The organism is Microbulbifer litoralis, assembly GCF_023634065.1.
GTDB lineage: Bacteria > Pseudomonadota > Gammaproteobacteria > Pseudomonadales > Cellvibrionaceae > Microbulbifer > Microbulbifer litoralis.
This window is the reverse complement of the sequence record NZ_JALKCV010000002.1, coordinates 297299-317500: the sequence shown is the minus strand read 5'-3', so window position 1 is coordinate 317500 and position 20202 is coordinate 297299. Positions and strand designations below refer to the sequence as shown.

The 20202-nt window shown below is 65.1% G+C and carries 21 protein-coding genes; 10 read left to right on the top strand and 11 right to left on the bottom strand.

Annotated features, from left to right (window positions below; translation table 11 throughout):
- Positions 1-24 precede the first annotated feature (24 nt).
- The 10 genes from MWN76_RS04790 to MWN76_RS21130 form a co-directional block, all read right to left on the bottom strand.
- Complete coding sequence (locus MWN76_RS04790) at positions 25-717, bottom strand: fimbria/pilus periplasmic chaperone (protein ID WP_250459758.1); 693 nt, start codon at positions 715-717, stop codon at positions 25-27.
- Between the two features lie 64 nt (positions 718-781).
- Entirely contained in the window at positions 782-1117 is a 336-nt protein-coding gene (locus MWN76_RS04785) for a hypothetical protein (protein ID WP_250459756.1), read from the bottom strand.
- A 426-nt stretch (positions 1118-1543) separates the two neighbouring features.
- The gene (flhC, locus tag MWN76_RS04780) at positions 1544-2119 is read right to left on the bottom strand and encodes a flagellar transcriptional regulator FlhC (protein ID WP_250459755.1); all 576 of its coding nucleotides are present in this window, start codon (positions 2117-2119) and stop codon (positions 1544-1546) included.
- Between the two features lie 10 nt (positions 2120-2129).
- Positions 2130-2435 carry a flagellar transcriptional regulator FlhD gene (flhD, locus tag MWN76_RS04775; protein WP_250459754.1) on the bottom strand — a complete coding sequence of 102 codons (306 nt, stop codon included), beginning with the start codon at positions 2433-2435 and terminating at the stop codon, positions 2130-2132.
- 665 nt (positions 2436-3100) lie between these two features.
- On the bottom strand, positions 3101-3412 hold the full coding sequence (locus tag MWN76_RS04770) for an EscU/YscU/HrcU family type III secretion system export apparatus switch protein (RefSeq protein WP_250459753.1): 312 nt from the start codon (positions 3410-3412) through the stop codon (positions 3101-3103).
- Positions 3409-4413, bottom strand: coding sequence for a flagellar hook-length control protein FliK (locus MWN76_RS21135; RefSeq protein ID WP_250459752.1), 1005 nt, complete (start codon positions 4411-4413; stop codon positions 3409-3411). Before MWN76_RS21135 ends, MWN76_RS04770 begins: the two co-directional genes overlap by 4 nt.
- Complete coding sequence (locus MWN76_RS04760; RefSeq protein WP_250459751.1) at positions 4410-4790, bottom strand: flagellar protein FliT; 381 nt, start codon at positions 4788-4790, stop codon at positions 4410-4412. Before MWN76_RS04760 ends, MWN76_RS21135 begins: the two co-directional genes overlap by 4 nt.
- Positions 4787-5191: a flagellar export chaperone FliS gene (gene fliS, locus MWN76_RS04755; RefSeq protein ID WP_250459750.1), complete on the bottom strand. Its 405-nt coding sequence runs from the start codon at positions 5189-5191 to the stop codon at positions 4787-4789. Before fliS ends, MWN76_RS04760 begins: the two co-directional genes overlap by 4 nt.
- Before the next feature lie 18 nt (positions 5192-5209).
- Positions 5210-6559, bottom strand: coding sequence for a flagellar filament capping protein FliD (fliD, locus tag MWN76_RS04750; protein ID WP_250459749.1), 1350 nt, complete (start codon positions 6557-6559; stop codon positions 5210-5212).
- Positions 6560-6683: 124 nt separating this feature from the next.
- Positions 6684-7463, bottom strand: coding sequence for a flagellar brake protein (locus MWN76_RS21130; RefSeq protein WP_250459747.1), 780 nt, complete (start codon positions 7461-7463; stop codon positions 6684-6686).
- 541 nt (positions 7464-8004) lie between these two features.
- Here MWN76_RS21130 and MWN76_RS04740 point away from each other — a divergent pair.
- The 5 genes from MWN76_RS04740 to MWN76_RS04720 all read left to right on the top strand — a co-directional run bounded on the left by MWN76_RS04740 (position 8005) and on the right by MWN76_RS04720 (position 14266).
- A complete protein-coding gene (locus tag MWN76_RS04740; protein WP_250459745.1) occupies positions 8005-9135 on the top strand; it encodes a FliC/FljB family flagellin in 1131 nt (376 codons plus the stop codon).
- A 276-nt stretch (positions 9136-9411) separates the two neighbouring features.
- Entirely contained in the window at positions 9412-12297 is a 2886-nt protein-coding gene (locus tag MWN76_RS04735) for an O-linked N-acetylglucosamine transferase, SPINDLY family protein (RefSeq protein ID WP_250459743.1), read from the top strand.
- Between the two features lie 66 nt (positions 12298-12363).
- Positions 12364-12891 carry an acyltransferase gene (locus MWN76_RS21125; RefSeq protein WP_250459742.1) on the top strand — a complete coding sequence of 176 codons (528 nt, stop codon included), beginning with the start codon at positions 12364-12366 and terminating at the stop codon, positions 12889-12891.
- Complete coding sequence (locus MWN76_RS04725) at positions 12888-13724, top strand: hypothetical protein (protein WP_250459741.1); 837 nt, start codon at positions 12888-12890, stop codon at positions 13722-13724. Before MWN76_RS21125 ends, MWN76_RS04725 begins: the two co-directional genes overlap by 4 nt.
- 176 nt (positions 13725-13900) lie before the next feature.
- Positions 13901-14266 carry a flagellar protein FlaG gene (locus MWN76_RS04720; protein ID WP_250459740.1) on the top strand — a complete coding sequence of 122 codons (366 nt, stop codon included), beginning with the start codon at positions 13901-13903 and terminating at the stop codon, positions 14264-14266.
- A 147-nt stretch (positions 14267-14413) separates the two neighbouring features.
- Here the strand turns inward: MWN76_RS04720 and fliE are convergent, their stop codons facing one another.
- Positions 14414-14740, bottom strand: a complete 327-nt coding sequence (gene fliE, locus MWN76_RS04715) for a flagellar hook-basal body complex protein FliE (protein WP_250459739.1) — start codon at positions 14738-14740, stop codon at positions 14414-14416.
- 228 nt (positions 14741-14968) lie between these two features.
- Between fliE and fliF the strand changes: the two genes are divergently transcribed.
- Genes fliF through fliJ form a run of 5 tightly spaced genes read left to right on the top strand, consistent with a single transcriptional unit; the run spans position 14969 to position 20170 of the window.
- Positions 14969-16675 (top strand): flagellar basal-body MS-ring/collar protein FliF, encoded by a 1707-nt coding sequence (fliF, locus tag MWN76_RS04710; RefSeq protein ID WP_250459738.1) that lies wholly within the window; start codon positions 14969-14971, stop codon positions 16673-16675.
- The gene (gene fliG, locus MWN76_RS04705; protein ID WP_250459737.1) at positions 16668-17672 is read left to right on the top strand and encodes a flagellar motor switch protein FliG; all 1005 of its coding nucleotides are present in this window, start codon (positions 16668-16670) and stop codon (positions 17670-17672) included. Before fliF ends, fliG begins: the two co-directional genes overlap by 8 nt.
- Positions 17665-18318, top strand: coding sequence for a flagellar assembly protein FliH (locus tag MWN76_RS04700; RefSeq protein ID WP_250459736.1), 654 nt, complete (start codon positions 17665-17667; stop codon positions 18316-18318). Before fliG ends, MWN76_RS04700 begins: the two co-directional genes overlap by 8 nt.
- The gene (gene fliI, locus MWN76_RS04695; RefSeq protein WP_345780050.1) at positions 18315-19709 is read left to right on the top strand and encodes a flagellar protein export ATPase FliI; all 1395 of its coding nucleotides are present in this window, start codon (positions 18315-18317) and stop codon (positions 19707-19709) included. Before MWN76_RS04700 ends, fliI begins: the two co-directional genes overlap by 4 nt.
- The gene (gene fliJ / locus MWN76_RS04690) at positions 19706-20170 is read left to right on the top strand and encodes a flagellar export protein FliJ (protein ID WP_250459735.1); all 465 of its coding nucleotides are present in this window, start codon (positions 19706-19708) and stop codon (positions 20168-20170) included. The genes fliI and fliJ overlap by 4 nt, the downstream gene beginning before the upstream one ends.
- Positions 20171-20202 lie beyond the last annotated feature (32 nt).

Genomic DNA, 20202 nt, shown 5'->3' with positions numbered 1-20202 from the left:
TGTATCGGAATCCGGGATGGGACTCTATCCGGCGGGGGGCAGGGGCAGCTCTTCCTCGCCGGACTGCTTGTTGCTGCGCGCCAACAGTTTCAGTTTTCCGCCGACCAGCGGCTTGTCGATCGGCAGCGATGCACCGGCATAGAGGCGACCTTTCAGTTCCAGCGGTTCGCAGCCGGCCTCGCTCAGGCAGTGCTGAACCCCGCTGATCTCCACGTTGATATTGCCGGTATTTTTCAGCGCCCAACCGCCGTCCTGCCGCTCGAGCTCCAACTGGTAATCACCGTCCCCGGGCTGCACGAACACCAGCGCCTGGTAGGCCACCAGGATTTTCAGGGCCGTGCGATCGGTCTTGATATCGCCGACCACCGGCTTGAAGGTCACCCGGTATACCTTTTCCTCGTCCAGGTTGTGCTCCAGGGACATCAGCCGGAAGCGGCGCTGCTCGCCGCTGGTCAGTACCGCCTTGGCCGGGCTCACCAGCAGCTTGAATTCCTTCGGGTTCACTACCCGCACACGCTTTTCGTCCGGCAGGCCGGCATTGTCCACGCGGTAGATTTCCGTTTGCAGGTAGAGGGTTTCGTCGTCCGGGTTGCTGACGACGATATCGTCGCGGGCATTGGGTACGTCGTCCAGGTAGACGATGATCTTGTCCAGCGACATGCCGGCCCACGCGGGAGAGGCGAGCAACAGCAACAGAAATGCGGCGAGTGGTTTCATGGCGTATGCGAAAGATGGCAGCGAAAACCTGCATTCTATCCGGGCCGCCGGGCGGGAAAAACCGCTATTCCGCCACGATTACGACCATCTTGCCCTGCTGCGACGCCGACACGGGCACGCAGAAGCGTCCGCGGCGCCCGGCCACGCGTTTCTCGGCGGCCACGCCATCATCGATAGTCCGGATAGACAGGTAGTAGTTGTCGGCGGGGATATGGCTGAGACAGAGCTGGTGGCTGTCGCGCTGGCCGGAGACCCGGCGGAAGTGGGCCTGGGAGGGGATATTCAGGGTAATGCGCGCCGAGGCGGAGTCGCTGCCGCTGGTCTCGGCACCGCCATTGGAGGCGGGCAGCACAACACCGCCCCACAGCAGGGCGCCGATCGCTATCTTCCGACACTTCATACGCACAGGCTCCACTTCCACTTTGCCCGGGCCGGCCCAGGAGTTCAGCCATTGTTTTCAGTGTATTCGGCCACTGGGCACGGCGGGTCCGGTATACCGACAGGCGGGCACAATTGGCACCGAAAGCTTCCCCTGCTTCCGATTGCCGCGGTCGGCGGACAACTGATGCGGGGAACCTCCACCGCCGGCGGTTTGCGAGCGATCACAGTACCCTGCGCCACTCAACAGTGATATCGGCGGCCGGGCGCCGCTCTTGAGGGTTGGGCGCGGAGATGGGATTGAAAATGGGGGCGGGGCTGGAAATGGAGGCGGCAACAGGAATACGCCGGCTGTACCGGCGGCCTGTCCGGGCGGTGGAGGAAAGCGGGTCTCAAAGGCAATCCCTGCCTTCCCTGTCCGCGGGCAACCCGCGGAAGATGAAAGCGCTCAGGCGTCGACCGCCAAAGCCTCGTCCTCTTCTGCGACCGCCACCGCATCGGCTTTGCGGCGCTTGCGGGTTTTGCCCGCCCGCGATGGCGGCTGGCAGATACCACAGACAAAATCCTGGCTGGGCGTATGGGCGTGGTTGACGAAATGCCCGCGGCAGCTGTTACACACAGACAGCTCGAACATGCCGCTTTCGAAAAAGCGCACCAGGGTCCAGGCGCGGGTCAGCCCGAGTACCGGTTCGCCGCCGTCCAAATCCACTTGCTCCAGGTACAACCGGTAGGCTTTGACAAAGCCCTCCATACGTTCACAGCCCTGCTCCTCGGTCATGCGGCGGTAGATGCCATAGAATAGCGAGGAGTGGATGTTCGGCATCCAGGTGATAAACCAGTCCGTGGAAAACGGCAGCATGCCCTTGGGTGGCGACATGCCGCGCACTTCCTTGTACAACCGGATCAGGCGACCGCGGCTCAGGTCGGTTTCCGATTCCAGTACCTGGAGCCGCGCATTCAGTTCGATCAGTTCGATGGCGAGCTGCACCTGCTGCATCTCGCCGACAAGACTTTTCCCCGACATAGGCCGCCCCTCAAGCTGAACAGGAAGACATCAGGAGTGCCGTGTGCATCTGGCTGAGATCCTGGACCCGGCTGTTGCCGGTCAGCTTGGAGAGTTGATCCGCATCGTCGATATGCAGGCGGAACAACAGTTGGTTGGTACGCGCCAGTTTGGTCAGTTGCCTGGCCGTCAGCGAGACCAGTACATCCGCCATCGACGGCTCGATTTTCAGGCGGAACATGGCGGTGTTGTAATCTTCCTTCAAAAGGCGCTGGGCGAGCAGCAGGTAAGTCAGGTTAATATCCTGGATTTCGTCAATATTGGTGTCCAACTTCATTGCTGGTTGTCTCCTTTGGTCACCAGATACGGGGCGAACCCCGATCCCCCAGCCTGTTCGGCCCCGATAGACGGAACCGCGGGCGACTGCACCCAAGGAACCACGCAAAACCCCAGCGCCACCGGCGCAGCTGCGCCGGGACAGCAATCACTCCTGTGCCCACTGCACCGCCACCTTTCCTGGTAGCCGGATGCGTCTCTGGAAACCTCCGCTGCCACGAAAGTTTCCTGTTGTTTGTCGCGGTGTCTCCCCCGGGGAAACAATCTGTCCGCTCTCGTCAACCACCCCCCACGGGTTGGCCCGAACAGGCATTATCGTTGTTGTGGTTGTCCCGATCGGTTCTTGCGAAACCGCCGGCCCCAAGACCATCAACTTGTTTTTTGCGGATAGATCCATGAGAACAGAAATATCCTGCACGCCTCTTTCACCGGAAAAAAGTCACCTAAATGAGACTCTGATCTCACTTAAACAGTGATTCAGTTCTCTTTTTTGGCAAAAAGTACCACAACAATGAGAACTTTTCTGTCATTTTTGTCTTACAAAATACCATATGTCAATTTTTGTGACGTAGATCACAGAAAAAGCCAAATGACAAAACTTTGCTGCAAAGCCCGGTCATGAAAAACCGGTTTGGCGAATAATCCCTGCCTTCCCATCCCCCCGGCTTATTCGGGCCGCGCCGGTGGATGCGGGGCCTCCGTGTGCGTGTTTTCCGCGACTTCGCGCACCCAGACCAGCAGTTCCGCAATCACCTGGTAGAGACGTGGCGGAATCCGCTCGTCCAGGTCCAGTTGCATCAGCAGTGCCACCAGTTCCGGCGCGTCGTGTACGAACACCCCCTCGCGCCTCGCCTCGGCGACGATGCGCTCCGCCACCTCTCCGTAGCCGCGCGCCACCACCTGCGGCGCCGTGTCGCCGTCCCGGTAGGCCAGTGCCACGGCGCGGCGGCGTTCGCGGTTATCCCGGTCTTCCGTCATGCCAGCGGCTCCACAGTCAGTGACAACTCACCCAGGCCGCGATCGCGCAACCGTTCACGCAGCGTGCCGGCGGCGGCCTCCAGCCGCACCGCAGCCGCCTCCGGTGCAGACAGCGTCAGCGCCAACCGCTCGCCGTACAGGCCCAACTGCGCGTGAATGTCGCCCAGCCCGGGAAGCTGCAACTGCAGTTGCGTCTGCCAGCGTTCCTCCGCATCCGCCCGCTCGCCGTCGCCATCGGGCGCATCCCTGTCGCGTGCGGGCCGTTGCTCCGGCGGTTGCAGCACCAGCGCCGCAAAAATCCCGGACCAGATTTCTCCCTCCCAGCGCAGCACCGGGGTGGCCAGCAGTTCCAGCTGGTGTCGCAGCAGGCCCTGCAACGCGTCGGCCGCGCCGCTGTCCAGCGGCAGGCGCCGCGGCTGGGAGGACCCGGCCGGTTCTTCCGCCGACACTTTCTCCGGCATATTCACTGGCACTTCCGCGGCCGGCGGCGCCTGCGTCAGCCGCATCTGCGGTTCGCGCGCCAGCGACTGCAGGTTGCCACCGCCAGACAGGCGGTTGCGCAGGTGGGATTCGTAGAAGAGGCCGCTGTTTTCAATACTGCCCTGCAACCGCTGCGCCAGTTGCGCGCCATCCCGCGCCGGCACCGGCAGCAGCGGTGCCGGTGGGCGGACGGCGGACGGTGGCGCGGGATAGCGCTGCAAAAGATCGGCGATGGTGCGGGCGGCGCCGCTGAAATGGGTCAGGGTGGAGGTGTTTTCGGCCGGCACCGGCGGAGCGGCAGCCGGGGGGGTACCTGCGCGGGCCCCGCCGCCCTGCGCTGCCGCGGCCTGTGGCAGTGGCGCGCGGGGATCCAGGCGCGAGTCGCTGCGCGCCGGCTGCACCGCCTCTCCGGGCGAGGTGGGCCGCACCGGTTCGGGAAAGTCCCGCACCAGTGGCACATCCACCCGCTTGCCCAGCACCTGGTGCAGCAGGGTATCGAGAATCGGGGTGATACCGCTCACGGCGGCCCTTTGTCGAACAGCGGCCGCACGCCGTAGGAGCGGGCCAGGTCGCGCTTGCGCTGGGACACGCCGATCAGTTTCTGCAGTTCCTCGCGGCGTTCCAGCAGGCCGCGGCGGATCTCCATATCCTGTTCGAGAATCCGCTCCAGCAGTTCCGCCTTGCGCTCGCGCTGTTCGGTACTGAGTTCCAGATTGCCCTCGGCCTTGGACAGGGATTCCACCTCGATTACGTAACTGGACTGCTCCTCCACCAGCGAGAACCAGTCCCGTTCGTGCATGCAGGCGAGCATGCGGCTGGAGCGTGCCAGCAGGTTGGCGTAGGCGGCCAGCAGCCGGTCCGCGGACATCGGCGCGCCCTCGATAACGGGCTTTGTCATGGCGCCCCCTGTGGGTCGATTTCGCGCCAGGCGGAGGCCAGCTCCCGCAGCAGGCGGCCGGCCTCGTCCAGTGCCGCGGCGTCGCCGCGCAGGTTGGCGCGCAGCAGCAGCCGCGCGATGTAATCGTACAGCGCGGCCATATTGCCGGCCAGTTCGCCGCCGCGCTCGCGATCGAGCGATGCCAGCAGGCCGTTGTTGACGATATCCAGTGCCTTGGAAATGGATTTGCCGCGCTCGGCCACATTGCCGTCCTGCAGGTATACCGCGGCCCGGCGGATGGCGCTGTCGGCGCCGTCAAACAGCAGCGTAATCAGCCGGTGCGGGCTGGCGGACAGGACATCGCTCTCCACCCCCACCCGGGAATAGGCGGCGGCGCCGCCCGCGGCTCTCATTGTTTTCATCGCTGCATTCTCCTTGCGTTATTGTCCCAGTTGCGCACTGAGCGCATCGAACTGTTCGGTGAGATAGCTGCTGGTGGAATTCATCTGCGCGATCAGGCTATCCAGTTCGGCAAACTGCGAGCGGTAGCGCTCGATGGTGTCCTCTATGCGGGATTCGGTGCGATCGTAGGTCTGCTCCAATCCCTCGATGCGGGTCTCGAGGCCGTCGGTGGCACTTTCCAGGGTACCGCCCTCCTCCAGCACCGCGCCCAGGGCGGTGTCCATGCGGCCGGCAAAACCGCTCGCCTCGTCGGAGGCGCCGGCAAAGAAATCGGCCAGATCGCCGAGCTGGTTGTCCACCGCCTCGGCCAGGGTCTCTTCGTCCAGCTCCAGGGTGCCGTCCAGTTGCAGGGTGATGCCCAGGTCCGTCAGGGTGCTGAACTCGCCTCCGTCCACCGCGTCGCCCATCAGGTTGCGCAGCTGGGTCTGCACGCCGCGCACGGTGGCGTTGCCGAGCAGGGTGCCGGCGCTGCCGGATTCGCTGTTGTAGTCAGTCAGGCTGGACATCGTCTCCTGCAGGTCGTTGTAGGCGGAGACAAAGTTCTCGATATCGCCCTCCACCGAGCCGCTGTCGCGGGTGATATCCAGGTTGGCACTGCCGGTCTCGGAAACATTCAGGGTCACACCCTGGATGGCGTCCTCCACGCGGTTGCCCTGGCTCTCGATGGCGATACCGTTGACGGTCAACTCGGCGTTGCGGGCGGCGACTTCGGTCCCGGTATCGAGACTGACGCTGCCGGACAGCGCGCCGAAGTCCACCGACTCGATGGCGGCATCGGTGCCGGTATCGGTGGATGACAGCACCAGCCGGTAGGGCTGGTCGCTGCCGTCGTCGATGATCGAGGCGGTGACGCCGGCGTCGGCGTCGTTGATGGCATCGCGGATATCCTCCAGCGAGCTGTCGTCGCCGCCGATATCCACACTGAAGTTATCGCCGTTGCCGAGCGTGAAGGATACGCTGCCGCCGCCGAGGTTTTCGGTCTTGTCCGCCACGCCGCCAGTGGCGACGCTGTAGCTGCGCGCCTTCTGCGTCACCTCGATATCGTAGCTGCCCACCACGGCCTCCTCGTCGGCACTGACCGACAGGGATTCCCCGGAGAGTTCGGTTTTTACCGCCCTGAAGGTATCGGCATCGGCGAGCTCGGCCGCGGCATCGCGGAATTTGGACAGTGCGCTTTCCAGGGTGCCGAAGGCGGAGATCCTGGCTTCGTAACTGTTCTGCTGTGCAACGATGGGCGTCAGTTGCTGGCGCTCCGACGATTCCAGCTGGTCGAGGAGACTGTTCAGGTCCAGGCCGGATCCGATACCCAGGGATGAAATACTGGCCATGTAATGTCCTCAAAATAGGGATGAATGATTGCCGACCATTTTGAACGGTCGCCACAGGGGGAAGGCACCGATAAAGCCCGGCTATACCCGCTTTTTCTGACTATCGGCCCGGTGGCGCCGGACTTTAGCGACTGCGGAACAACGGAGAGGGCTGTAAATTGGCGCGCTCGCCGTCGGCGGTGCGCGCCGCCTCGCGCTCGATTTCGCGCACGTAAAAACCCAGCCGCCGCAACTGTGTGCGATCCAGGCCGACGAAAGCAAAGCCCACCTGCAGACGACCGTGCAGAGGATCCGGCCGCCGGTGGCGGGGCCGGCCGCGCACGGCAAAGACAGTACCGTCGGGAAAACACAGCTCGACCTCGTAGAGATCGCCATCGACGGCCGCTTTCATCGGCAGGGTCAATTGGCAACCCTCCAGCGACAGGTCGCACAATGCGCCGGACGCGTGCGCGCTCCGCCTGCTGCCGATGCTGCCGGTGCGATAAAGCCGCGCCGTCACCGCCATGCCCGACGCCAGTGCTGCACGAAAAGTGTCGCGGCGCTGGCGCAGCTCCATCTCCGCCGGGTAGGCACAGCGGCACAGCAGGCGCCCGTCCCGGTAGGAAAACCGCCCGGCAGACAGCACCGGCGTGCGCAGCTCGCCGCGACGCACCCGCGCCAGCAACCGAAAACCGGCGCCGCGTCGCAACGCCCGCTCCTCATCTGCCGGTGCGCTCACCGCCAGTGACAGCGTGCGGCCGAGCTCCTCGACCCGCACCGTCACCGGCAGCGCGCGTCCGCGCACGCTCCCGCTCGCGTTTTCCAGCGACAGCGACGCCGCGCCCGGCTCCGCCAGCGCCTGTACCAGTGCCGCAATCTCATCGTCATCGTCGATCCGGGTAAATACTTCTTTATCCGAGGCCACGCTCTCCTCACATCATTCTTTACAGCTCAAGTTTCGGTGTTCAGCTCAGGGAGCCGGAACGAGGTACGCCCTTCTGGGACACGCCGTGAATACATCCCTGTAGGCTTGTCCGCGAGGTCCCTCTCGCAGACAGTCCCAGAAGGGCGTACCTCGTTCCGGCTTGTGCCGTCTCCAACTCCGAAACTTGAGTTCTTTACAGCTCAAGCTTCAGAGTTGAACAGCGCCAAGTTAAGCCAGCGCCCCTGCAGGATGGACAAAGGAGCGCAGCGACATGCCCATCTTCCGACGCCTTGATGGGCACACTTCGCTTTGCCCACCCTACGAACGTGGAAATACATCGGCCCGCTCGCAGGGGTCTTTAGCCCGGTCCCGACATCTGACTGCCGGCGATATTTCCGCAAAGAATTTTACCGGGGGCCTAAAGCGGTGGCCGAAACCGCCGAAAGACTGGGTAACGGCCTGCGCCGTTGTCATATCCGACCGGCGATACGTTCTGCCGGATGAATAGCAATTTTCACGGTGAAAACCGAGGGACATCGATATGTCAGTAATCAATACCAACATCACGGCCATGATCGGCCAGCAGAACCTGAGCAACTCCCAGAATGCCTTGCAGACTTCCATGGAGCGCCTGTCCTCCGGTCTGCGCATCAACAGCGCTGCCGACGACGCCGCCGGCCAGGCCATCGCCAACCGCATGAGCTCCCAGATCACCGGCCTCTCCCAGGCGCAGCGCAATGCCAACGACGGCATCTCTGTCGCCCAGACCGCCGAAGGCGCCCTGAACCAGGTGAACGACAACCTGCAGCGCATCCGCGAGCTGACCGTTCAGGCCCAGAACGACACCAACTCTCAGAGCGACCTGAACTCCATCCAGGACGAAATCAACCAGCGCCTGTCCGAGATCGACCGCATCTCCGAGGAAACCAACTTCAACGGCGTGAAAGTACTGGCCGAAGACCAGGGCTTCACCATCCAGGTTGGCGCCAACGACGGTGAGCAGATCACCATGAACCTGAAGGAAATCAATGCGGAATCCCTGCAGCTGGATACCTTCAACGTCAACGGCTACGCCGGCAGCGTGACCGATGTAGACGCCACCGGCGGCTTCACCGTGACCGCGTCCGACAGCGGCGACACCATCACCTACGACACCGGCGGCACCGCCAGCGGCACCGTGGCTACCGCCATGACCATCGAAGACGCCGACGGCAATGCCATCACCGGCACCCTGCAGACCGACGCCGACGGCAACCAGTTCGTCACCGAGACTGCCTCCGGCAACGTTTACGCGGTAACCAACCTGGAAGCGGTCAGCGACAGCGACGGCGACGGCACTGCCGACGACGCGGCCATCACCGTGACCGTGGATGCCGACGCGGCCCTGGGTGCCAAGTCCACCAGCCCGCTGGCCGGCCTGGACTCCGCCCTGAGCGACGTGGACTCCCTGCGCTCCGACCTTGGTGCCATCCAGAACCGCTTCGAATCCGCCATCAACAACCTGAGCACCACCGAGACCAACCTGTCCGCCGCCCGCTCCCGCATCGAGGACGCCGACTACGCGGTAGAGGTTTCCAACATGACCCGCGCGCAGATCCTGCAGCAGGCGGGCACCTCGGTTCTGGCCCAGGCCAACCAGGTTCCGCAGGGCGTCCTGTCCCTGCTGGGCTAATCAGCACCCCCGCGCTGAGGGACAATCTCTGTGTCCCATTTTCCGGGCCCCTGCGGGGGCCCTTTTTAATGCCCGCTTTTACGTAGCCCGGATGGAGCACAGCGGAATCCGGGACAGGGTGCGCCCGGCACCGCAATTACGGATGCCAACACGGAAACGGCGTTTCCCCCTTCCGCCAGCAGCGGAATAAACCCCCTTTGCCCCACTTAATCCCCCCTTTGATTCCCGCGGCGCTCTTTAGACTGGCAATCAGAATACTGTTTTCAGGGAACGCCAATGTCCGCCAACAACAGCGCCAAAGACTTCACAAAGCTCTGGAACCGCTTCACCGCGGCGCGGAAAAAGCGCGACGGCAAGGCCGCCGGAAAAATTGCCGGCGAACTGGCCCGGGCCTTCCCCAGACACGCCGCCGCCTGGCGGGCGCAGGCGATGGTGGCGCTGGACGACGGAAATTCCGAAGCCGCACTGCGCGCTGCGGAACGGGCGCTGCAACAGGACGAATCCGACAGCGAGGCGCTGTACCTGAAAGGGCTGGCACAACTGGGAGACAGGCAGTGGCAGGCGGCCGCCGACAGCCTGGCCCGCTGCCTGCGCCTGGCTCCCGAACACGCGCTGGCCCATACGCAACTGGCGCGCGCCTTCCAGAGCGGCAACCGGCTGCAACAGGCACTGGAAAGTATTACCCGCGCGCGCGAACTGGCACCGGACAATTCGATCGTGCTGATGCATTCGATCCATATCCATTCCGCCGCGCGGCGTATGGAAACCGTGTTGAGGGATTCGCGCCGGCTCCTCGAACTGGAGCCCGGCAATGCCAGCTTCCACAACCTGGCCGCGGTCAGGCATTTTGAAATGGGCCACTTTGCCGATGGCGCGGGCTACCTGGAAAAAGCGCTGGAACTGAAGCCGGACTACCTCGAGGCCCTCTCCAACCGGGTTTTCAACGCCCACTACGACCCGGCGCTCGGCGCCGCCGATATCCGTCGACTGATCGCGCGCTGGCGCGCCGCCTTCTCGCCGCGCGAGCGCCCTCCCCGGCCCGAAACCCACCGGGATCCGCACGGCCGAATCACACTCGGCCTGGTGTCGCCGGGGCTGCGCGCCCACCCGGTGGGACAGATGATTACCGCCGCACTGGAGCAGCTGCCCGCCGGGCAGTTTCAACTGGTGGCTTACAGCAACAGCGATCGCGAGGATCCCCTCAGCGACCGTATCCGCCGCCTGTGTCACCGCTGGCACCGGGTGGCCGGCGACTCCGATTCGGCACTGGAGGCGCTGATCCGCGAAGACGGCGTGGACATCCTGATCGATATGAGCGGCCACACCGAGGGCAACCGGCTGCGGCTGTTGTCCCGCGAACCGGCACCGCTGATCGTCAAATGGGTGGGCGGCCTGGTGAACACCAATGGCCTGGACGCCATCGACTACCTGATCAGCGACAGTGTGGAGACACCGCCGGGCTGCGACGGCGACTACTACGAAAAACTGATCCGGCTGCCGGACGACTACATCTGTTACCTGCCACCGGAGCAGGCGCCACCGGTGGGCGAACTGCCGGCACTGGCCAACGGCGGCATCATCACTTTCGGCTGCCTGAACAATCCGGTGAAAGTAAACCCTCAGGTCATACGCCAGTGGGCGCGGCTGTTACTGGAGCAGTCGAACAGCCGCCTGCTGCTGAAAGGCGGCCAGTACAACGACGCGGATTACTGCGAGAGCCTCTGGTACCGCTTCGAGCAGGAAGGCATCGAACGCAGCCGCGTGCTACTGGAAGGACCGGACAGCCACAGCGCATTCCTGGCCACCTACAACCGCATCGATATCGCACTGGATCCCTGGCCCTACTCCGGCGGGCTCACCACCTGCGAGGCGCTACTGATGGGTGTGCCGGTCATCACCCTGCCCGGCCCCACTTTTGCCGGCCGTCACGCCGCCACCCACCTGGTCAACGCCGGCCTGCCGGAACTGGTGGTGAACAACTGGGATGCCTACCGATCCCGCGCGAGTGAACTGGCGGCCGACCTGAACAGCCTGGCCACCATCCGCCGCCACCTGCGCGAAATCCTGAAGCAGTCGCCGGTGTGCGACGCGCCGCGTTTTGGCCGCCACCTGGCCACGGCACTGCGCGCCGTCTGGCAACGCCACTGCGAAGGCCTGCCCCCCGCCGCGCTCACGTTTGAAAAAAACGGGGCGGCCCGCTTCGAGGGCAGCCCGGCAACCATCGATTCGCAGCCATTTGCGGGCCCGGCCCTGGCGCAGGCCTGCCGGTCGGAGGAGAGCGGTTTTCAGTTCCGCTTCAGCGGCAAAGTCGTCACGCTCGATAATGGCGCTCGCCTGCTCGAGGAGAAACTGCACGAGCCCCTGGGACAACTGGGCACATTCGAACTGCTGGTGTTCGACCCGGCCAGCCGGCACCAGGACGCCGGTCAGCAGGCGCGCGATGAATGCCAGTACTTCCCCGGTACCGGCCTCGGCGACGGTCGCCCGGCGACACTGCACGCCTGCCTGGACCCGGAGGCCAGCGCCCTGCTGCAACCGGTGGCAGCGGACGCACAAGTGCTGGCCAAATTGCCGCTGCCGACGGTGGCGCTCGACAGTATCGAAGGGCTGCCCGGGCTGGACTGGCTGCTGCTGGATCAACGCGGCGATCTCCCCGCCATTCTCGACGCCGGCCAACAAACGCTGGCCACCACATTGTTGCTACAGGTGCGGCTGGCGATTGCGCCCCTCTATCGCGAGCAGCCCGATATCGGCGATATCAGCGGCCGCGCCCGGGCGCTGGGTTTCCAGCTCTACCGGATCGACCGCGCGGAATACTGCACCCGCCTGCCGGAAAATACCGGCGGGCAAACGCAGGCCTCGCAACTGCGGGCCATCGACCTGGTGTTTATTCCCGATGAACAACGCCTCGACAGTCTCGGCGCCGACCGGCGGGAAAAACTGGCCTTCCTGCTGCACAGCGTATTCGGTTTCCGCGACCTGGCCTGCGACCTGCTGGGCCGGGATTCACTGCAGCGCGCCACCGACTACCTGCGCGAGGCGGAACGCGGCGGCCCTCCCCTGTGGCCAACCGGAACCCGGGCGCCGCGCGCCGCAGCCGCCGACAACACCGTCAGCGATGAAATCGACCGCCTGCTGGGCATCACCGCCGCGCCACAATAAAAGAAAGGGAAAGTGATGATACCGATACTGGATACGACCCCCGGAAAAAACACCGCAGAAAACGCAGTGGAAAGCGAATATCCGCCGGCGACAGACGCGGACGGCGAGAGCCGCTTCCTGCAACTGCTGCGCACCGCCAGCCACCGCGACCTGGACGTGCTGGCCAGGCTGCTGATGCCATCCATCGCCGAGCATGAACTGCGGCAGCTGCGCATCTGGGGCGACAGGCGCCGCGTCCACCTCGACCGGGCCACCATGTCCGTCAACGACCTGCTGATCAACACCCGCTCCGGCCATGTCACCATCGACGAGGATTGCTTCTTCGGCCACCGCTGCATGCTGCTGACCGGTACCCACGACTACCGCAAACAGGGTATGGAAAGACTCAGGGCGGTGCCGGACAGCGGTCGCGATATTCATGTCCAGCGCGGCGTCTGGATGGGGTCCGGCGTCACGGTACTGGGCCCCGCGATCATCGGCGAAAATGCCGTGGTGGCGGCCGGCAGCCAGGTGCGCGGCGACGTGCCCGCCAACACCATCGTCGCCGGCTGCCCCGCGGTGCCGGTAAAAACCATCGGGGATGCTCAGACATGATCGGCGACAAGAACCCGGTTTTCACCGTTACCCACGGCCGCACCGGCACGACCTTCCTCACCCGGGTGTTCGGGATTTTCGACGATACCCTGTCCCTGCACGAACCGGATCCCAACTACGCCGATGTGCTGCCACAGGTGAAGGCGGACCCGCGCCACGCCGTCGCCTTCCTGCGGGAAAAGCTCGCGTTTATCACCGCCGCAGCGGAAAAAAACTATGTGGAAACCAGCAACGTCTTCGGCAAAGGGTTCCTGATCCCGCTGCTGCGCCTGGGTGTGGCACCCGGACTGGTTTTCCTCAACCGGGATTTCCGCCAGACGGCCACCAGCCTGTTCGAGCGCGGCAGCACCCCCATGCGCACCGACCGGGGCCGCCACTTCTCCGCCGATCCGCGCGTGCCCGGCAGCCTGCCGGTCCACGCGCCGGACAGCCTCAGCGACTACCAGCTGTGCTACTGGGGCGTGCTGGATGCCTACGCCCGTCAGTTGCAGGCCGCCGCCATCTACCGCAGCGAGGGCCGCGACAATTTCATCTGGGCCACCGCGAACGATTTTCACGATTTCGACTTTACCCTGGCCACCGGCCGGCGCTTCGGGCTCGGCATCTCGGACCCGCAGGCGGCGCAACGACAACACCGCGAAATCATCGCCGCCCACCACAACCCCAACCGACGCAGGCGCGACGGCAGCGAACGCCTGGCATTTTCCGGCGAAGAAGCGGAGCTACTCGACCGCATCGGCTTCCTCGATCCGCTGTTTGTCGAACAGGCCCTGGATTCGGGGTTTGTCCACCGCGAGGTACTGGCGCGGTTCGGCAGGGAAGCGGCGGCGTGATCAGGAAGTGGGGGCTTCTGCCCCCGGATTCCGCTATGCACTGTGCGGAATTTGCCCCGGGCCCGCAGCCCGGATGGAGCGCAGCGGAATCCGGGGATCCGAATGGGCTCCCGACTAAAGATTCGACCGCCTCCGCCGATAAAAGCCACCATGGCATGCAGCGAAAAGGATCCCCCATGACCACGCCTGTGGACAACAACAGCGTCTCCTCCCTGCCCTCGCAATTCTCCTACCTCTCCGCGCGCCAGCGGGTGGAGAAAGTGCTGCAACAACTGGCGGCCAGTGGCGAAAACGACAACACCGCCTCCACCAGCCGCGCCATTGCCGACGAGGAGCTGGTGCGCCCGGTGCAGCAGGTCAACGAAGTGCTGCGCAACTACGGTGTGCAGTTTGAAATCAGCGAGGATTCCGGCCGCACCATCATCCGCCTGGTGGATCGCGAAAACGGTGAACTGATCCGGCAAATCCCGCCGGAGGAGGCGCTGAACGCGGCCCAGCGCCTGGAGGAAGTCAAAGGCAGGTTGTTGCAGCTGGAAGCCTAATCGTCATTCCGGCGAAGGCCGGAATCCAGGCACTCGTGAGTTGCGCATGACTACCGGGCTTTCGGCCCTCCGCACTGGATACCGGATCGAGTCCGGTATGACGACGGGGAGGTGGGCCGGGTATTGCAACAGGGCCGGGACAGGCCCTTACACCTGCATATTCATCACATCTTTATAGGCATTCACCAGCCGGTTGCGCACCTGCACGCCCATTTCAAATGCGATGCTCGCCTTCTGTCCGGCGATCATGACCTCGTGCAGCTCCACGCCCGCTTCACCGGCCTGGAAAGCGCGCTTCTGTTCACCGCTCAGGTTCTGCAGCGCGTTGATGCGCTCCAGGCTGTTTTTCAGCACCCCGGCAAAAGCGCTTTCGTCACCGGCGTCTGCGATCGGCGCCGCGCCCTCACTGCCCCCGGCCGCACCGGCAACCGCTTGCATCTGTGCCAGGACGCCTTCGATCTGGGTTGTACTCATGGTTACTGCCTTTTTCCGATTACGACGCAACAGTACCAGCCCCGGCACCGCAGCCATGCGCGCAAATAGCGAAAAAAATGCGGGCTTTTCTTTCCTTTATCTGTTCCGGGCCCGCCCATAATCCCATGCTGACTCCAGACCCGCCTGCGGGCGGCACAGCACAAGCAGAGCAGTAATGCCTTTTTGTACACGATTCAATCCGCAAAACCGCCCGGGGGGAACCGCGGTATGAGCAGCGCCTCCCGATCGACCCAGAGCGCCGCATCGGCCCCACTCGGCCAGCTTCCGGCGCGCCTGCTGGCCAATCCGCTGGTGCCGCTGCTGGTGGCCGGTGCCGCCGCCATTGCCATTGTGGCGGTGCTGCTGATGTGGGCCGGCAAGCCCGACTACCGCGTGCTCTACAGCAACCTCAGCGAGGCCGACGGCGGCCGCATTATTGCGGAACTCGACAGTCTCGCCATTCCCTACGAGTTCAGCCAGGGCGGCGGCGCGCTGCTGGTGCCCGGCGACCAGGTGCACAAGCTGCGCCTGCAACTGGCCGAGCAGGGTCTGCCGGAAGCCGGCAACAGCGGTTTCGAGATCATGGACCAGCAGGAGTTCGGCATCAGCCAGTTTGCCGAGCAGGTGAACTTCCAGCGCGGCCTGCAGGGCGAGCTGGCAAAATCGATCGAATCCCTGGGCCCGGTGGCGCAGGCGCGCGTACACCTGGCGATGGCAAAACCCTCGGTATTTATCCGCGACCGCGAACCGGCCAAGGCCTCGGTCGTGGTGACCCTGCAAGCGGGCCGCGCCCTGGGCGAGGGCCAGGTGGACGCCATCGCGCACCTGGTCTCCAGCAGCGTGCCGGAACTGGCGCTGGAAAATGTCACCGTGGTGGACCAGGCCGGCCGCCTCCTGTCGCGGCCCGGCAGCGAGGGCAACCTGGACGGCACCCAGCTGGACTATGTGCACGAAGTGGAGCGCCGCTACCAGCGACGCATCGAAAATATCCTGGTGCCGATCCTGGGCCGAGACAATGTACGCGCCGAAGTGGCGGCACAGGTGAATTTCGACCAGCGCGAGGAAACCAGCGAGCGCTACACCCCCAACAGCGACGACCGCCCGGCGGCGATCCGCAGCGAGCGCCGCAACAACACCTACGACGGCAGCGGCAACATGGCCGCCGGTATTCCCGGCGCCATCAGCAATACCCCACCCGGTACCGCACCGTCGCCAATCCAGACAGTCCCGGACGAAAAAGGCGGCCCCGGCCCGGATGAACTGCCGGTGGAAACCGGGCGCTCGCAGACCGATGAACTGATCAACTACGAAGTGGACCGCGACATAGTGCATATCCAGCACCGCCGCGGCCGTATCGAACGGCTGTCGGTGGCGGTGGTGGTGAACTACCGGGAAACCGAGACCGACGACGGTGAGATCGAGCAGGTCGCGCTCACCACCGAGGAACTGGAACGCATCGAGCAGCTGGCGCGCCGCGCCATGGGTTATTCACAGGCGCGCGGTGACGGCCTGGAAGTGGTCAACAGCCCCTTCAGCGAAGTCGAGGAGCCGGTGCAGGAAATCGAAACCCGCTGGTGGGAATCGCCCTTCTGGCAGCACTTCCTGCTGACGCTGGTGCGCTACCTGCTGGTCGGCATCGGCGCGCTGCTGCTGTTCCTGTGGGTGGTGCGGCCGATGGTGGACCGCTACACCCGCCGGCCGGTGGTCGCGGCGCCGCAACCGCAGCCGGCGCCGACAGCGCAGGCAGCGCCGGCAACAGCGGAAAGCGAAACCGGCGAGCCCTACGAAGAGGAAGCGGAGGAGGCCCCACAACCGCGCCGCCGCCGGCGCTCCTCCCCCTATGAACAGAACCTCAAAGACCTGCAGGAAATGGCGCGCGAGGACCCGTCCCTGGTGGCGATGATCGTGCGCAGCTGGATGAACCGCCATGACTGACAAGAATGACCTGAGCAATATCCGCCGCAGCGCCATACTGCTGCTGGCACTGGACGAGGACAGCGCGGCCGAGATCTTCAAGCACCTGTCCGCGCGCGAAGTGCAGGATATCAGCCAGGAGATGGCCACACTCAAGGGCGTCTCCCACGAGGACATGCGCAAGGTCCTGGACGATTTCCACCGCGAGTCCGACGAGTTTACCGCGCTCAACCTCTACTCCAGCGACCATATCCGCGCGGTGCTGACCAAGGCGCTGGGCAACGAGCGCGCCGCCAGCCTGCTGGAGGACATCCTCGACACCCGCAGCGCCGATTCCGGCATCGACGCCCTCAACCTGATGGACCCGAACGTGGTATCGGAAATGATCCGCGACGAACACCCGCAGATCATCGCCACCATCCTGGTGCACCTGGAGCGGCGCCAGGCCGCCGCGGTGCTGGAACACTTCGATGACAAACTGCGCGACGACGTGGTGCTGCGCATCGCCACCTTCAACGGTGTGCAGCCGGCGGCGCTGCAGGAATTGACCGAGGTGCTGGGCAATATGCTCGACGGCCAGAACCTCAAGCGCAGCAAGATGGGCGGCGCGCGCACTGCGGCGGAAATCCTCAACCTGATGAATTCCAGTGCCGAGGAAAAAGTCATCGGCCGCGTGCGCGACCACAACGAAGACCTGGCGCAGAAGATCATCGACGAGATGTTCCTGTTCGAGAACCTGCTCGACCTGGACGACCACGCCATCCAGCTGGTGCTGAAGGAAATCAGCAGCAAATCCCTGGTGGTGGCACTGAAGGGCTGCGACGCCCTGCTGCTGGAAAAATTCCTGCGCAATATGTCCACCCGCGCCGGCGACCTGCTGCGCGAGGAGATGGAAGCCAGCGGCCCGGTGCGCGTCTCGCAAGTGGAGAGCGAACAGAAAGCCATTCTGCAGGTGGTGCGCCGCCTGGCGGACAGCGGCGAAATCGTATTGAGCGGCGGGGACGACACCTATGTCTGACGCCGCCTGGCGCCGCTGGCGCATGGACGAACTCAACGGCGATGCCGGCCGGCGCGCCGAAACCGAGCGCGCCGCGCAACTGCAGGCGGCCTTTGATGCCGCGCGCGAACAGGCCCGCCGCGAGGGCTGGCAGGCGGGCTTCGAGGCCGGCCGCGAAGAGGGGCTGGCCAGTGGCCGCGAGGAAGGACTGCGCAACGGCGAGGCGGAAAGCGAACGCCAGCGCCGCGAACTGCTGGCGCCGCTGGCGGAGCTGGCCGGCAACTTCAGCAGCGCCCTGGCGACGGTGGACGAAACCGTCGCCGACAATCTGGTGGAGCTGGCGCTGGCCACCGGCCGCCAGCTGGCCGGCGAAGCCCTGCAACAGCAACCGGAACAGGTGCGCGAACTGGTGCGCGCGCTGCTGCGCGAAGAGCCGCTGCACAGCGGCCGCACGCACCTGTGGCTACACCCGGACGACCGGTCGCTGGTAGAGGCGGAACTGGCTGGCGAACTGGCCGCAGCCGGCTGGGAACTGCGCCCGGACCCGCAACTGGAACGCGGCGGCTGCCGTGTGACCAGCAGCGCCGGCGAACTGGATGCCAGCCGCGCGACCCGCTGGCAACAACTGCTGGAACAACTGGCGAAAACCGCCGGGGCAACGCCGTGAGCGCCGCGGCGGAAATCCACAACAACCGCTGGCGCGACGCCCTCGACGGCGCCGCGCGCAAAATTGCCGCTGGCCCGGGTTACCGCACCAGCGGCCGCGTGGTGCGCGCCACCGGCCTGGTGCTGGAAGCCGTGGGGCTGCAAATACCGCTGGGCGCCGGCTGCCGCATCGAACTGACAGCCGCGGACAGTGCCGCGCCGGCGCAATTTGCCGAGGCCGAAGTGGTGGGCTTCTCCGGCGATAAACTCTTCCTGATGCCCCTGGCGGAAATCGCCGGCCTGCGCCCGGGCGCGCGGGTTTTCCCGCTGGCCGGCTCCGGCGCGCGCCGCTTTCCGCTCGGCGATTCGCTGCTCGGCCGCGTCGTGGACGGCAGCGGCCGGCCGCTGGATGGCGGGCCGCCGCTGGACGGTGGCGACTGCGGCACCCTCGCCGCGCCGCCGCTGAACCCGCTGCAGCGTACACCGATCCAGCGGCAGATCGACGTCGGCATCCGCGCGATCAACAGCCTGCTCAGTGTCGGCCGCGGCCAGCGCATGGGCCTGTTCGCCGGTTCCGGCGTGGGCAAGTCGGTGCTGCTGGGCATGATGGCGCGCTACACCAGTGCCGACGTGATCGTGGTCGGATTGATCGGCGAGCGCGGCCGCGAGGTGAAGGATTTCATCGACAATATTCTCGGCGACGAGGGCCGCCGCCGCGCCGCCGTGGTGGCCGCACCGGCGGATACCTCGCCGCTGCAGCGGCTGCAGGGCGCCGCCTACGCCACCCGCATCGCCGAGCACTTCCGCGACGCCGGCAAGAGCGTACTGCTGATCATGGATTCCCTGACCCGCTACGCCATGGCGCAGCGGGAAATCGCGCTGGCCATCGGCGAGCCGCCGGCCACCAAGGGCTATCCGCCGTCGGTATTTGCAAAGTTGCCGGTGCTGGTGGAGCGCGCCGGCAACGGCGAGAACGGCGGTTCGATCACCGCCTTTTACACGGTATTGACCGAGGGCGACGACCAGCAGGACCCGATCGCCGATTCCGCCCGCGCGATCCTCGACGGCCATGTGGTGCTGTCGCGCGCACTGGCGGAAGCCGGCCACTACCCGGCCATCGATATCGAGGCCTCCATCAGCCGCGCCATGACCGCCATCACCGACGAGCAACAACAGCATCGCGCGCGCGGCTTCAAACAACTGTTCTCGCGCTACCAGCGCAACCGCGACCTGATCAGCGTGGGCGCCTACAGCCCGGGCCAGGACCCGCAACTGGACCGCGCCGTACAGCTCTACCCGCGAATGGAAAACTTCCTGCAGCAGGGCATCGGCGAGCGCGCCGCCATCGACGACGCGCAGACCGCGCTGGCGCAACTGCTCGGCAACCCTGTGCCCAACGGAGGACAGGCGTGAACCGCTCCAGCCCACTCGACACCCTGATCGACCAGAGCCGCAAGGCCCGCGACAGTGCCGGGCGCGCACTGGCCGAGGAACAGCAGAGTCGCGCGCAGACCGCCGCGCAGCTGGAAACCCTGCAGCAATACCGCGGCGAGTACCGGCAGAAACTGCAGGAGGCGATGCAGCGCGGTGTCGGCGCCGACACACTGAACGATTACAACCGCTTTATCCATTCGCTGGACAGCGCCATCGCCCGCGCCCGCGCAGCCCTGGCGCAACAGGGTGAACGGCTCGATGCCAGCCGCCAGCACTGGCAGCAGCGCCAGCGGCAGCTGTCCTCCTACGACACCCTGGCCCAGCGCCGCGCCCACAGCGAACAGCAGCGACTGGCACAACGCGAGCGGCGCCTGAACGACGAGACAACCCAGAACCTGGTCGCGCGGCGCCCGCCGGCGGAAGACCGGAACCCGCTATAAAGAGAAGAACTATAGGAACACTATAGGAAGCA

What these genes read in the sequence shown, in the direction of transcription:
- MWN76_RS04790 (WP_250459758.1), bottom strand. Translation starts at nt 717, where the DNA reads ATGAAACCACTCGCCGCATTTCTGTTGCTGTTGCTCGCCTCTCCCGCG.
- MWN76_RS04785 (WP_250459756.1), bottom strand. Translation starts at nt 1,117, where the DNA reads ATGAAGTGTCGGAAGATAGCGATCGGCGCCCTGCTGTGGGGCGGTGTT.
- flhC (WP_250459755.1), bottom strand. Translation starts at nt 2,119, where the DNA reads ATGTCGGGGAAAAGTCTTGTCGGCGAGATGCAGCAGGTGCAGCTCGCC.
- flhD (WP_250459754.1), bottom strand. Translation starts at nt 2,435, where the DNA reads ATGAAGTTGGACACCAATATTGACGAAATCCAGGATATTAACCTGACT.
- MWN76_RS04770 (WP_250459753.1), bottom strand. Translation starts at nt 3,412, where the DNA reads ATGACGGAAGACCGGGATAACCGCGAACGCCGCCGCGCCGTGGCACTG.
- MWN76_RS04760 (WP_250459751.1), bottom strand. Translation starts at nt 4,790, where the DNA reads ATGACAAAGCCCGTTATCGAGGGCGCGCCGATGTCCGCGGACCGGCTG.
- fliS (WP_250459750.1), bottom strand. Translation starts at nt 5,191, where the DNA reads ATGAAAACAATGAGAGCCGCGGGCGGCGCCGCCGCCTATTCCCGGGTG.
- fliD (WP_250459749.1), bottom strand. Translation starts at nt 6,559, where the DNA reads ATGGCCAGTATTTCATCCCTGGGTATCGGATCCGGCCTGGACCTGAAC.
- MWN76_RS04740 (WP_250459745.1), top strand. Translation starts at nt 8,005, where the DNA reads ATGTCAGTAATCAATACCAACATCACGGCCATGATCGGCCAGCAGAAC.
- MWN76_RS04735 (WP_250459743.1), top strand. Translation starts at nt 9,412, where the DNA reads ATGTCCGCCAACAACAGCGCCAAAGACTTCACAAAGCTCTGGAACCGC.
- MWN76_RS04725 (WP_250459741.1), top strand. Translation starts at nt 12,888, where the DNA reads ATGATCGGCGACAAGAACCCGGTTTTCACCGTTACCCACGGCCGCACC.
- MWN76_RS04720 (WP_250459740.1), top strand. Translation starts at nt 13,901, where the DNA reads ATGACCACGCCTGTGGACAACAACAGCGTCTCCTCCCTGCCCTCGCAA.
- fliE (WP_250459739.1), bottom strand. Translation starts at nt 14,740, where the DNA reads ATGAGTACAACCCAGATCGAAGGCGTCCTGGCACAGATGCAAGCGGTT.
- fliF (WP_250459738.1), top strand. Translation starts at nt 14,969, where the DNA reads ATGAGCAGCGCCTCCCGATCGACCCAGAGCGCCGCATCGGCCCCACTC.
- fliG (WP_250459737.1), top strand. Translation starts at nt 16,668, where the DNA reads ATGACTGACAAGAATGACCTGAGCAATATCCGCCGCAGCGCCATACTG.
- MWN76_RS04700 (WP_250459736.1), top strand. Translation starts at nt 17,665, where the DNA reads ATGTCTGACGCCGCCTGGCGCCGCTGGCGCATGGACGAACTCAACGGC.